The sequence below is a fragment of the Kitasatospora arboriphila genome, from assembly GCF_039528095.1.
In the GTDB taxonomy this organism is placed as follows: domain Bacteria; phylum Actinomycetota; class Actinomycetes; order Streptomycetales; family Streptomycetaceae; genus Kitasatospora; species Kitasatospora arboriphila.
Genome location: NZ_BAAALD010000022.1, coordinates 50,407 through 63,488, shown reverse-complemented (window position 1 = coordinate 63,488; position 13,082 = coordinate 50,407). Strand labels below are relative to the sequence as shown.

Sequence of the window (13,082 nt, the reverse complement as noted above, 5' to 3'; positions counted from 1 at the left end):
CCCGCGCCCCGGCCCCCCCCCCCCGCCCCCCCCCCCGCCCCCCGCCGCCCCCCCCGCCCGCCCCCCCCCCCCCCTGCCCCGCCGCTACGCCGAGGCCGTGGAGGCCGTCCACGAGGCGCTCGACGCGCTGCCGGGCCCCGCCTGAGCGGCCCCGCCCGGACGCCGCGTGCCGAGCATCCCGTTCCCGGCACCCCGGATCAGAGCCCCCGTTTCCAGCACCACTTTTCGAGTGCCGCACCCCCCACCGCGATCCCCGAGGAGTCCCGCATGAACAGGCTCGCCGTGCTCGGCGGCCCCCCGGCCGTACCGCGCGAGCAGCGCGACGTCGAATGGCCGGTCATCGACGACGAGGACCGCAAGGCCGTGCTGGCCGCCCTGGACGGCGGCCGGCTGGTCTCCAACGCCGACGGCGAGACCCCGGTCAGCGCCCTGGAGCGGCGGTGGAGCGAGCGGTTCGGCTTCGCCCACACCATCGCCGTCTCCAACGGCACCGCGGCGCTGTCGCTGGCGCTCTCCGCGCTCGGCGTCGGGCCCGGCGACGAGGTGATCGTGCCGGCGCTCAGCTTCATCGCGACGGGCCTCGCGCCCGTCCACCAGATGGCCGTGCCGGTCTTCGCCGACATCGACCCCGTGACCTTCAACCTCGACCCGGACGACGTGGAGCGCCGGATCACCCCGCGCACCCGGGCGATCCTGCCCGTCCACCTGCACGGCGCCCCCGCCGACGTGGACCGGCTCGGCGACATCGCCCGCCGGCACGGGCTCGCCCTGGTCGAGGACGCCGCCCAGGCCCCCGGCGCCCTGCACCGCGGCCGGCCGGTCGGCGGTATCGGCGAGTTCGGCGCGTTCAGCCTCCAGGTCACCAAGAACATCCCCACCTGCGGAGAAGGCGGCCTGCTCGTCACCGCCGACGACGCGCTCGCCGAAACCGCCCGAAAGGGACGGCAGTTCGGCGAGGTCATCGAGCCCGGCCGGGACCGCGACTACATCTCCTACCGGCTCGGCTGGAACCACAAGATCAACGGACTGCAGGCCGCCTTCGCCTCCTCCCAGCTCGCCCGCTTCGACGGCTACGAGCAGGCCCGGCAGGAGAACATCACCCGCTTCCTCGCCCGGCTCGACGGCCTGCCCGGCCTCACCGTGCCGACAGCGCTGCCCGGCACCGTGCACGTCTGGCACATCCTCAGGTTCCGCTTCGACCCGGCCGCGGCCGGCCTCGACGGCATCGCCCCGGGCCGCTTCCGCACCGTGCTGCGCCGGCTGCTGCGCGCCGAGGGCGTCCCCGTCTCGCAGTACCAACTCGTCCCGCTGCCCGAGCAGATGGTCTTCCGCGACCGCGAGGGCTTCGGCAAGGGCTACCCCTGGACGGTGCTCGGAGGCGACGCCCCGGAGCCCGGCGACCACCCCGTCACCCGGGCCGTCATCGAGGACTCGCTGACCATCCAGAAGCGCCACCTCAACCCCGCCGCCGGCCCGCTGCTCCAGCACTACGCGGACGCCTTCGAGAAGGTGTGGGCCAACCTCGACACGGTGGCCCGGCTCGCGGCGGCCGCCCGATGACCGCGCCCGCCGCCCCCGTACTGCCCTGTAGCACGAAGGAGTTGGCCGACACCGCCCGCCGGGTCCGGGAGCACGTCGTCGACATGTGCGCCGGCCCCGAGGGCGGCCACCTCGGCGGCGCCTTCTCCAGCACCGAGATCCTCACCGCGCTGTACTTCGCCGTGCTGAACACCGACCCGGCCGACCCCGCCGACCCGGACCGCGACCGGTTCGTGCTCAGCAAGGGCCACGCCGCCGTGGGCCTCTACGCGGTGCTCGCCGAACGCGGCTACCTGCCGACCGCCGAGCTCGCCGACTACGGCCGGCCGGGCACCCGGCTGATGGGCCACCCCGTCCGGGCCGTCCCCGGGGTCGAGATGCCGACCGGCTCGCTCGGCCACGGTCTCGCCCTGGCCTGCGGGTTCGCCCTCGGCCAGCGGCTCGACGGGCGGTCCGCCCGCAGCTTCGTACTGATGGGCGACGGCGAACTCCAGGAGGGCTCGGTCTGGGAGTCGGCGATCGCCGCCGCCTCGCTGCGGCTGGACAACCTGGTCGCCGTGATCGACCGCAACGGCCTCCAACTCACCGGCCCCACCGACGGGAAGGCTCCGATGGCCCGGCTCGCCGAGCGGTGGCGCAGCTTCGGCTGGGCCGTCCGCGAGACCGACGGCCACGACCCGGCCGCCCTGGTCGAGCACCTGGGCTCCGCCCCCTGGGAGCCCGGCCGCCCCAGCCTGCTGATCTGTCACACCGTCAAGGGGCGTGGCGTGCCCTTCCTGGAGGGCCGGCCCGCCGCCCACTACGTCACCCTCTCCGCCCGCAACCACGCCCGCGCCCGCGCCGCGCTGCGCGCCGCCGCGCGAGCTGCCGCCACCGCCGGGGAAGACACCGTCACCGCAGGGAGGCCGGCATGAGCTGGTCCGCGCTCGCCACCGCCCCGCCCCAGCAGACGCCGTCGCAGCAGGCCCCGCCACCGGAGGCCCCGTCACTGCAGGCCCCGTCCGCCGGGCCGACGCCGCCGGAGGCCACCCGGACCGCGTACCGGGACCGCCTGCTGGCGCTGCTGCCCACCGACCCCCGGCTGATCTGCCTCGACACCGACACCGGCCTGTTCGGCGCCGACCAGGTGGCCGCCGCCGGACGGCAGTACCTGGACCTCGGCATCGCCGAGCACAACCTGATGGGCATCGCCGCCGGCCTCGCCGCGAGCGGGCGGATGCCCTTCGTCAACACCATGGCCGCCTTCGCCGCCACCCGGGCGCTGGAGGCCGTGAAGATCGACATCGCCTACACGGGCCTGCCGGTGCGCATCATGGCCACCCACGGCGGCCTCGCCGCCGGCCACCTCGGCCCCACCCACCAGGCGCTGGAGGACCTCGCGGTGATGCGGGCGCTGCCCGGCATGACCGTGGTGGTGCCCGCCGACGCCGCGCAGGCCGCCGCCTTCGTCGACCGCAGCCTCGACCTGCCCGGCCCGCTGTACGTCCGGCTCGGCCGCAAGGCCACCCCCGCCCTGCCGGCCGGCACCCCGCCGCCCGTCCCCGGCCGGGCCCAGACGCTGCGCCGCGGCCGGGACGCGGTGCTCGCCGCCTGCGGCCCGTACCCGGTGCAGGCCTGCCTGGCCGCCGCCGCCGAACTCGCCGCCGAGGGCGTCGAGTGCACCGTGCTCAACGTGCACACGCTGCGCCCCTTCGACACCGCCGCGCTGGTCGAGGCCGCCGACCACAGCGGACTGGTGGTCACCGTGGAGGAGCACTGGCGCAGCGGCGGCCTCGGCGGCGCGGTCGCCGAGGCGCTGGCCGAGGCCGCGCCCGCCCGGGTGCTGCGGATCGGCATGCCCGACACCTTCACCGACACCGTCGGCGGCCACGAGCACCTGCTCGCCCACTACGGCATCACCCCCGCCCGGGTCGCCTGCACCGTCCGCGGTGCGCTGGGCCTCGGCCCGGCCCCGGCCATCGACTGACGCACCGTCAGACCTGTCAGCCCAGACCTGCTCACGAGAGGAAGCCCGATGCCCGCGACCGACGTCCTCGCCTGTCCCAGCTGCGAGGCCGACGTGGCCTTCGCCGCCCCGCCGGTGCTCGCCGAGATCACCGAATGCGCCGAGTGCCGAACCGAGTTGGAGGTCGTCGCCACCGACCCGGTGCTGCTCGCCCTCGCGCCCGAGGTCGAGGAGGACTGGGGCGAGTGAGCGGGGCCTCCCCGAGGCCCCGGATCGCCCTGCTGGCCTCCAGGATCGGCTTCGAGGAGAAGCGGATCCTGGAGGCCCTGGCCCGGCACGGCCTCAGCTGCACCCACCTGGACACCCGCTCCCTGCACCGGGAGCCGGACGCCGCCCCCGCGCCGTGGGACGCCGTCCTCAACCGGGAGATCTCCGCCACCCGGGCGCTCTACGCCGCGCTCGCCCTCGAAGCCGCCGGGACGAAGGTGCTCAACAGCGCCGCCGCGACCGAGACCTGCGGCGACAAGTGGCGCACCTCGGTGGCGCTGCGCCGGGCCGGCGTGCCCACCCCGCGCACCGCCCTCGCCCTCACCCCGGAGGCCGCCGAGGCCGCCGCCGAGGAGCTGGGCTACCCGGTCGTCCTCAAGCCGCTCACCGGCTCCTGGGGCCGCCGGGTCGCCCTGCTGCGCGACCGGGACACCGCCCGCAGCCTGTTCGAGTACTGCGAGGCGATGCCCTCGCCGGCCGGCCGGCTGGTCTACCTGCAGGCGTACGTCGACAAGCCGGACCGCGACATCCGGGTCGCCGTGATCGGCGGCCGCGCGGTCGCCGCGGTCTACCGCCGCTCCGCGGACTGGCGCACCAACGTCGCCCGCGGCGCCACCACCGAACCCTGCCCGCTCACCGACGACCTCGCCAAGCTGGGCGTCGCCGCCGCGGACGGCGTCGGCGCCGGCATCGCCGGGGTCGACCTGGTCGAGGACGCCCGAGGAGGCCTGTACGTGATCGAGGTCAACCACCGCGTGGAGTTCGCCGGCCTGCAGGCCGCCGCGGGCGACCGCGTCGACATCGGCGCCGCGATCGCCGGGCACCTGGTCGAGGAGGCCGCCCGATGACCCGGGTCGCCGTGCTCGGCGCCGCCGGCTACATCGGCGGCGAGCTGCTGCGGCTGCTGGTGGGCCACCCGGAGGTGGAGGTCGCCGCCGCGGTCTCCTCCCGCTTCCCCGGCCGACGCGTCGACACCGTCCACCCCAACCTGCGCGCCGTCACCGACCTGGTCTTCACCGACCCGGAGGAGGCCGCCCGGCGCGAGTACGACGCCGTGCTGCTCGCCACCCCGCACCGCAAGACCGCCGAACTCGTCCGCGACTGGTCCGGCCGGGTGAAGACGGTGATCGACCTGTCCGGCGACTTCCGGCTGCGCGACGCCGAGGTCTTCGAGCGGTACTACGGGGCCGAGCACCCGGTGCCCGAACTGCTCGGCACCTTCACCCCCGGCATCCCCGAGCTGTACCGCGAGGAACTGCGCACCGCGGACCGGATCAGCGTCCCCGGCTGCATGGCCGCCGCCGGTCTGCTCGCGATCGCCCCGCTCGCCGCGCGCGGCCTGCTCACCGGCCGGGTCGAACTCGACGCCCGGACGGGCTCCAGCGGCTCCGGGGTGACCGCCGGCGAGGCCAACCTGCACGCCGAACGCAGCGGTGCCATGCGGGTGTTCGCCCCCGTCGGCCACCGGCACGAGGCGGAGATCGCCCAACTCACCGGCCTGGACGTGCGGATGACGGCCACCGGCGTCGAGGCGGTGCGCGGCGTCCAGGTGGTCGCCCGGGTCGAGGCCGCCGAGGGCGTCGACGACCTGGCGATCCGCCGCGCCTACCGGGAGGCCTACCGCGACGAGCCCTTCGTCCGGATCGTCGCCCAGCGCCGCGGCACCTACCGCTACCCGGAGCCCAAGATCCTGATCGGCTCCAACTTCTGCGACGTCGGCCACGTGTACGACGAGAAGAGCGGGCGGCTGGTGCTGATCGCGGCCCTGGACAACCTGGTCAAGGGCGGTGCCGGCAACGCCGTGCAGTGCCTCAACATCCGCACCGGCCGCCCGGAGGGCCTCGGGCTCTCCTTCCCCGGCCTGCACCCGATCTGACGCACGATCATCCAGCGAGCGAAAGGACGCCGATGGCACCCCTCACCGTCGTCAAGTGCGGCGGCAACCGCGAGGTCGACGCCGCGGGCATCTGCACGGACGTCGCCGCCCTCGTCCGGGCCGGGCGGCGGGTCGTGCTCGTGCACGGCGGCTCCGCCGAGATCGACCGGCTCGGCGACCGCCTCGGCGTCCCGCACCGCCGCCTCACCGCCCCCGACGGCGTCTCCGCCCGGCACACCGACACCGCCACCCTGGAGGTCGTCACGCTCGCCCTGGCCGGCGCCGTCAAACCCCGGCTGGTCGCCGGACTGCAGGACCACGGCGTCCCCGCGGTCGGCCTCACCGGCCTGGACGGCGGACTGCTGCGGGCCCGCCGCAAGCGCGCCCACCGGGCCGTGGTCGACGGCCGCACCGTGCTCGTCCGCGACGACCACAGCGGCCGGATCACCGAGGTGCGCACCGGTGTGCTCACCACCCTGCTCGACGCCGGGTTCGTCCCCGTGGTCTCCCCGCCGGCCGCCGCCGAGGACGGCCGTCCGGTGAACGTCGACGCCGACCGTGCCGCCGCCGCCGTCGCCGGGGCGCTCGGTGCCGACCGGCTGCTGCTGCTCACCGGCGCCCCCGGGGTGCTCGCCGACCCGGCCGACCCGGACTCCCTGCTGGACCGCTGCGAGGTGTCCGTCGAGGGCGCCCCGGGGGAGTTCGCCCGCGGCGGGATGGCGCTCAAACTGGTCGCCGCCCGCGAGGCCCTGCTCGCCGGCGTCGGACGGGTCACCGTCGCCGACGGCCGCACCCCCGGCGCGCTCGCCCGCGCCCTGGACGGCGCCGGCACCGAGATCGCACTCACCGCCCACGCGACCCCGGCAGGTGGCGCATGACCCCCGCCGAGGCCGACGCCGCCGTCGAACTGCTGGAGTCCGCGCTCGCCGTCCCCTCGCCCTCCGGCGAGGAGCACCCGCTCGCCGTCCACCTCGCCGCCCGGATGCGCGAGGCCGGGCTCACCGCGAGCATCGACGCAGCCGGGAACGTCATCGGCGAGACCGAGCCGCGGCCCGGCCCGACCGTGATGCTGGTCGGCCACCTCGACACCGTCCCCGGTGAGCTGCCGGTCCGCCGCACCGGCGGGGTGATCACCGGACGCGGCGCCGTCGACGCCAAGGGGCCGCTCGCCGCGATGATCAGCGCCGTCGCCGCGGAGGCCGACTTCCCCGGCCGGCTGGTCGTCGCCGGGGTGGTCGAGGAGGAGACCCCGCGCTCGCGCGGCGCCGTCCACCTCGGCCGCACCCGCCCCGTCCCCGACGCGCTGATCGTCGGCGAACCCGGCGGCTGGCAGGGCGTCGTCCTCGGCTACAAGGGCAAGCTCGACCTGCGCTACCGGGTCACCCGCGCCGCCACCCACCCCAGCAACCCCGAACCCAAGGCCACCGAGGTCGCCGCCGCCTTCTGGCAGCACCTGCTGGACCTGCTCGGCCCCGACGCCGGCCACGCCTCCTTCGGCACCCCCGGCGCCACCCTGGTCGCGATGCACGGCGACGCCGCCGCCGCGGCACTCGAGATCGGCGTCCGCACCCCCGTCGGCTTCGACATCCCGGCCTTCACCGCCGCCCTGCGCGAACGCGCCGACGGCGGCACCCTCGACGTCCTCAACGCCGTCGGCGCCGTGCTCTCCCCGCGCACCGACCCGGTCGTCCGCGCCCTCACCGCCGGCGTCCGCGCGGCCGGCGGCACCCCCCGGCCCACCCGGAAGACCGGCACCTCCGACATGAACACCCTCGCCGAGGTCTGGGACGTCCCGATGGCCACCTACGGCCCCGGCGACAGCGCCCTCGACCACTCCGACGACGAGCACATCGCCGTCGACGACTACCTGCGCGGCATCGCCGTCCTGCGCACCGCGCTGCGCCACCTCGCCGCCCTGCCGCCGCGGGCGGCCGCCCCCGCCACCGGGCCCGCAGCGGCCGACACCCGCCCCGACCGACCCGACACCCACCCCGCCGCCCCCGCGGCCCGCCAGCCGGAAGGCGTCCTGCGATGAGTGAGCTGATCAACCGCCTCGCCAAGCTCCCGGGCGAGCGGCGCGCCGCCTTCCTCGCCCAACTGCGCGGCGCCGGGGCCCGGCCCGAGGCCGAGCTGCGCCCCCGCGAGGACCGCGAGCGCCCGGTGCCGCTCTCCTTCGCCCAGGCCCCGCTCTGGTTCCTCGACCGGCTCGCCCCCGGCCTCGCCACCTACAACGTCACCACCGCCTACCGCCTCGACGGGCCGCTCGACACCGACGCCCTCGCCCGCGCCCTGGCCGGCGTGGTCGACCGCCACGAGGCGTTGCGCACCCGCGTCCGCGAGACGCCCGACGGGCCCGTCCAGGAGATCGCCGGGCACCAGTTCGTCGACCTGGCGCCGCTGCCCGCCGAGGGTGCCTCCCCGGACGAACGCGAGGCCTGGGCCGAGCGGTTCGCCGAGGAGTTCGCCCGCCGCCCCTTCGACCTGGAGACCGGACCGCTCTGGCGCGCCGCCCTCCTCCGGTCGGAGCCCGAACGCCACCTGCTCGTCCTCGCCGTGCACCACGTCGTCTGCGACGGCTGGTCGCTCGGCGTCGTCGCCCGCGAACTCGCCGCCGGCTACGCGGGCGAGGCCGTCGCACCCCCGCCCGTCCAGTACGCCGACCACACCCTCTGGCAGCGCGCCCGCCTCACCGGCCCCGAACTCGCCCGGCTCACCGGCTTCTGGCGCGAACGGCTCGCCGGACTGCCCACCGTCGACCTGCCCACCGACCGCCCGCGCCCGCCCGAGGTCCGGTACGAGGGCGCCCACCGCAGCCGGCTGCTGCCCGCCGAACTCGCCCCCCGGGTGCGCGAACTCGCCCGCAGCGAGGGCACCACCCCGTACACCGTGCTGCTCACCGCCTTCCTGCTGCTGCTCCAGCGCTACAGCGGCCAGCACGACCTGGTGGTCGGCTCGCCCACCGCCAACCGCGACCGGGTCGAGATCGAGGACCTGGTCGGCTTCTTCGTCAACACCCTGCCGATCCGCGTCGACCTCGACGGTGAGCCCACCGGTCGCGAGGCCCTCGCCCGGGTGAGCGCCGCCGTCCGCGACTCCTTCGCCCACGGCGAGCTGCCCTTCGAGCAGATCGTGGACGCCGCCCGGCCGCCCCGCGACCCCTCCCGCTCGCCGCTCGTCCAGCTCGCCTTCACCTACCAGAACGCCGACCGGCCACTGCAGCTGACCGGCCTGACGGTCGACCAGTACGCCGTCGACCCCGGCACCTCGCGCTTCGACATGAGCTGGAACGCCACCGAACGCGCCGACGGCCTCGACCTCTACGTCGAGTACGCCACCGCCCTGTTCGACCCGGCGACCGTCGACCGGATGACCGCCCACTACGGCACCCTGCTCGACGGCCTGCTCGCCGATCCCGGCGCCGAGGCCGGCCGGCTGCCGCTGCTCTCCGCCGAGGAGCACGCCGAACTCACCGGCGGCACCTACGACGGCGCCCGCCCGCCCGTCCCCGCCGGCACCCTCGCCACCGCCTTCGCCGAGCAGGCCGCCCGCACTCCGGAGGCCGTCGCCCTCACCGTCTCCGGCCGCGACACCAGCTACGCCGAACTCGACTCCGCCGCTGATGAGTTGGCCGACGCCCTGCGGGCCGCCGGGGCCCGGCCGGGCGAGCGCGTCGCGCTGCTGCTGCCCCGCAGCGAGGAGCTCCTCACCGCCGTCCTCGCCGTGCTGCGCACCGGCGCCGCCTACGTGCCGCTGGACGCCGCCAACCCGCCCGCCCGGATCGCCGCCGTCCTCGCCGACGCCACCCCCGTCGCCGTCCTCGCCACCGACGCGACGGAACACGGTCTGCCGACCGGCTCCCCGGCCCGCCGGATCGTCCACCGCGACGGCCGCTGGCACCCCGAGGGCGGCGCCCTGGTCGCCCTGACGGGATCCGGCGGCGAGGCCGGCCCCGACAACACCGCGTACGTCATCTACACCTCCGGCACCACCGGCACCCCCAAGGGCGTGCCCATCACCCACCGCAGCGCCGTCGCCTTCGCCGACTCCGTCCGCCGGCTCTTCGAGCTCACCCCGGACGACCGGGTGCTGGGCTTCGCCTCCGCCGCCTTTGACGTCTCCGTCTTCGAGACGTTCGCCGCCCTCCTCACCGGCGCCCGGCTCTGCCTTGCCACCGACGAGCAACGCCTCGACCCCGCGCGGCTGCAGGATCTGATGGAACGTCAAGCTGTCACCGTGGTCGACCTGCCGCCCAGCGTGATGGCGCTGCTGGAGCCCGAGCGGCTGCCCGCCCTGCGGATCGTCTTCGTCGGCGGCGAGGCCTTCTCCGGCGAGCTCGTCAACCGCTGGAACCCCGGCCGCCGCTTCTTCAACGGCTACGGCCCCACCGAGTGCACCGTCACCATGATCGTCCAGGAGTGCGCCGGCCACTGGACGGCGAGCCCGCCGATCGGCCTGCCGATGGACAACCACGTCGCCCACGTCCTCGACCGCCACCTCCGGCCCGTCCCGTACGGCGTGCCCGGCGAACTCGTCATCGGCGGCGCCGGATTGACCCCCGGCTACCTCAACGCCCCCGACCTCACCGCACAGAAGATCGTCGCCGACCCGTTCGGCACCGCCCCCGGCGCCCGCCTCTACCGCACCGGCGACCTCGTCCGCCGCGAACCCGGCGGCGCCATCACCTTCCTCGGCCGGATCGACCAGCAGGTCAAACTCCGCGGCCTGCGGATCGAACTCGGCGAGGTCGAAGCCGCGCTGGCCGCCGTCCACGGCATCGGGCAGGCCGCCGCGGCCGTCTGGACGGACCCGCTCGGCGAACGCCACCTGGTCGCCTACACCGCCCCCGCAGACGGCGCCGAACCCGCCGAACCCGCCGCCCTGCGCGCCGCCCTCGCCGAACGCCTCCCCGGCTGGATGCTTCCCGCCCACTACGTCGCCCTGCCCGCCCTGCCGCTCACCACCAGCGGCAAGGTCGACCGGCGCGCCCTGCCCGAACCCGACCCCGCCGCCCGGCCGCGCGGCGGACCGGCCACCGCACCCCGTACCGAGACCGAACGCATCCTCGCCGAGGAGGTGTTCGCCGAAGTCCTCGGCGCCGACGGGATCTCCGTGCACGACAGCTTCTTCGACCTCGGTGGCACCAGCCTGCGCAGCACCCGGCTGCTCGCCCGGATCCGCGAACGCTTCGGCGCCGAGGTGCCGCTCGCCGAGTTCTTCCGCGGCCCCACCGTCGAACACCTCGCCGCCCTCGTCGACCGGGCCCGCGCCACCGCACTCGACGACGACGCCCTGATCGGCCTGATCGAGCGGATGTCCGAGGACGAGGCCGCCCGGCTGCTCGCCGGCGGCTCCGCCTCCTGACCCCCTTTCCGCCAGTCGTCCGAGCCCCCGGAGGAGCACCAGATGGACCACTCGACGGGCCACCCGCCCACCGCCGACGGGCTCGACGCCTTCCGCCGCGACGTCCGCGAGCGGCTCGCCGGCCCCGCCGTGCGGGCCGCCCTCGACGCCTGGCGCGCCGCGCCCGGACCGGACGCCGACGAGCGGCCGCTCTACCGCGAACTCGGCCGCCAAGGGCTGCTCGCCCCCGACTGGCCCGTCGAGTACGGCGGCCGGGGCCTCGGCCGCGCCGAGGCCGCCGCCCTCTACGAGGAACTCGTCCGGGCCGGCATCCCCGACACCCTGCACGTCAACACCGTCCAGATCGTCGGCCTGTTCCTGCTGATGGCGGGCACCCCCGAACAGAAGGCCGCCCACCTGCCCGCCATCGCCGCCGGCGAGCGCTTCGCCAGCGTGCTCTACACCGAACCCGAGACCGGCTCCGACCTGGCCGCCCTGCGCACCACCGCCGTCCGGGACACCACGTCGGAGCCCGCGGACGGCTGGCGGCTGGACGGCACCAAGGTGTTCAGCCTGAAGAGCGACCGCACCCACCTCGGCCTGTGCGCCGCCCGCACCGGCCCCACCGACGGCCGCTACCACGGCATCAGCCTCTTCCTGGTCGACCTTGCGGCGGAGGGGGTGCACCGCAGCGTGATCCCCGGCCTCGCCGACGAACAGTTCCACCGGGTCGAGCTGCGCGGCGTCCGCGTCGGCGCCGACGCACTGGTCGGCACCGAACACCAGGGCTGGCCGCTGCTCACCCAGGCGCTCGCCGTCGAACGCACCGGCCTGGACTACGCGTTGAAGGCCGAACGCTGGTACCGGGCCGTCCTGGCGCAGGGCCTCGACCGGCCCGAGGAGATCGCCCGGTACGGCGCCGCCGTCGACGCCGCCGCCCTCTTCGCCGCCCGCCTCACCGCCGGGGTCCTCGCCCCCGCGGACGGCGGAGGCCACACCGCCGAGGTGGACGAACCGCTCTCGGCCGCCGCCAAGTACCACACCAGCGAACTCGCCCAGGAGATCGCCGGCTGGGCCGCCGCCCACGGCCTCTCGACGCCCGGCACCGACCCCGGCCTGGAGGCCGGCTACCGGGAAGCACCCGGACTCACCCTCTCGGCCGGCACCTCCGAGGTGATGCTCCAGGTCGTCGCCGGAGCCGGCGCCCTCGACCCGGGCGACGACCTCCTGCAACAGCAACTCCGGCAAGCCGTACGGAAACTGCTCGACCGGGCGGTCACCGAGAGGCCCCGGCCCGGAGTCCGTGACGCACCCGCCGAGGACGGCCCCGACTGCCCCTCCTGGCCCGCCCTCACCGAACTCGGCGCCCCGCTCTTCGAGGTGCCCGCCGAGTCGGGCGGACTCGACCTCGGCCTCGCCGCCGCCACCGTCGTCGCCGAGGAACTCGGACGGGCCGCCCTCCGCGGCCCCTACCTGGACACCGCCGCCGCCCTCGACCTGCTCGACCCGGACGCCGTCGGCCCCGCCGCGGAGGCCGCCTGCGCCGGAACGCCACTGCCCGCGCCGACCCTCCCGCCGTCCGGGCCCGCCACCGCCCGGCAGCGGATCCGGCAGGCCGCCCACCTGCTCGGCCTGGCCGCCGGCGCCACCGGCGAGGCCGTCGGACTCAGCCACCGCCGCGAACAGTTCGGCCGTCCGCTGGCCCAGTGGCAGGGCGTCGCCCTGCCGCTCGCCCGCCAGCTCGTCCGGATCGAGGCGGGCCGCCTGCTCGTCCGCCGCGCCGCCGCCCTGGCCGACTCAGGCGCCCCCGAGGCCCTGCTCACGCGGTCCGCCGCCGAGGCCCTGGCCACCGCCGCCGAAACCGCCCTGGAGGCCGTCCGCACCGCCGTCCACACCGCGGGCGTCCGCGGCCTCACCGACGCCACCCCCCTCCACCTCCACTACCGGCTCACCCGCACCGAAGCCGTCCGCCTCGCCACCCCCGCCACCCTCTGGCACACCGCAGGCTCGGCCCGCCTCGCGGAACTCGCCGGCCAGTAGTCGTCCGGCCGATCACGGGTGGTGCCACAGTGGTTAGTGCGGCCCCACGGACGGCGAGCTGCTCCACCGCGTGAT

General features: G+C 76.2%; 10 protein-coding genes. All 10 read left to right on the top strand.

Annotated features, from left to right (window positions below; all coding sequences use genetic code 11):
- Positions 1-267 precede the first annotated feature (267 nt).
- Genes ABD353_RS14290 through ABD353_RS14245 form a run of 10 tightly spaced genes read left to right on the top strand, consistent with a single transcriptional unit; the run spans position 268 to position 13,007 of the window.
- The gene (locus tag ABD353_RS14290; RefSeq protein ID WP_344623943.1) at positions 268-1,560 is read left to right on the top strand and encodes a DegT/DnrJ/EryC1/StrS family aminotransferase; all 1,293 of its coding nucleotides are present in this window, start codon (positions 268-270) and stop codon (positions 1,558-1,560) included.
- Positions 1,557-2,453, top strand: coding sequence for a transketolase (locus tag ABD353_RS14285; RefSeq protein WP_425555154.1), 897 nt, complete (start codon positions 1,557-1,559; stop codon positions 2,451-2,453). Before ABD353_RS14290 ends, ABD353_RS14285 begins: the two co-directional genes overlap by 4 nt.
- Positions 2,450-3,505: a transketolase family protein gene (locus tag ABD353_RS14280; protein ID WP_344623941.1), complete on the top strand. Its 1,056-nt coding sequence runs from the start codon at positions 2,450-2,452 to the stop codon at positions 3,503-3,505. Before ABD353_RS14285 ends, ABD353_RS14280 begins: the two co-directional genes overlap by 4 nt.
- A 48-nt stretch (positions 3,506-3,553) precedes the next feature.
- The gene (locus ABD353_RS14275) at positions 3,554-3,733 is read left to right on the top strand and encodes a lysine biosynthesis protein LysW (protein ID WP_344623940.1); all 180 of its coding nucleotides are present in this window, start codon (positions 3,554-3,556) and stop codon (positions 3,731-3,733) included.
- The gene (gene lysX / locus ABD353_RS14270; RefSeq protein WP_344623939.1) at positions 3,730-4,599 is read left to right on the top strand and encodes a lysine biosynthesis protein LysX; all 870 of its coding nucleotides are present in this window, start codon (positions 3,730-3,732) and stop codon (positions 4,597-4,599) included. The genes ABD353_RS14275 and lysX overlap by 4 nt, the downstream gene beginning before the upstream one ends.
- On the top strand, positions 4,596-5,627 hold the full coding sequence (gene argC / locus ABD353_RS14265; protein WP_344623938.1) for an N-acetyl-gamma-glutamyl-phosphate reductase: 1,032 nt from the start codon (positions 4,596-4,598) through the stop codon (positions 5,625-5,627). Before lysX ends, argC begins: the two co-directional genes overlap by 4 nt.
- A 32-nt stretch (positions 5,628-5,659) precedes the next feature.
- Positions 5,660-6,505: a [LysW]-aminoadipate kinase gene (locus ABD353_RS14260; protein WP_344623937.1), complete on the top strand. Its 846-nt coding sequence runs from the start codon at positions 5,660-5,662 to the stop codon at positions 6,503-6,505.
- Positions 6,502-7,662: a M20/M25/M40 family metallo-hydrolase gene (locus tag ABD353_RS14255; protein WP_344623936.1), complete on the top strand. Its 1,161-nt coding sequence runs from the start codon at positions 6,502-6,504 to the stop codon at positions 7,660-7,662. The genes ABD353_RS14260 and ABD353_RS14255 overlap by 4 nt, the downstream gene beginning before the upstream one ends.
- The gene (locus ABD353_RS14250) at positions 7,659-10,988 is read left to right on the top strand and encodes a non-ribosomal peptide synthetase (RefSeq protein WP_344623935.1); all 3,330 of its coding nucleotides are present in this window, start codon (positions 7,659-7,661) and stop codon (positions 10,986-10,988) included. The genes ABD353_RS14255 and ABD353_RS14250 overlap by 4 nt, the downstream gene beginning before the upstream one ends.
- Positions 10,989-11,030: 42 nt before the next feature.
- Positions 11,031-13,007, top strand: coding sequence for an acyl-CoA dehydrogenase family protein (locus ABD353_RS14245; RefSeq protein ID WP_344623934.1), 1,977 nt, complete (start codon positions 11,031-11,033; stop codon positions 13,005-13,007).
- Positions 13,008-13,082: the final 75 nt, after the last annotated feature.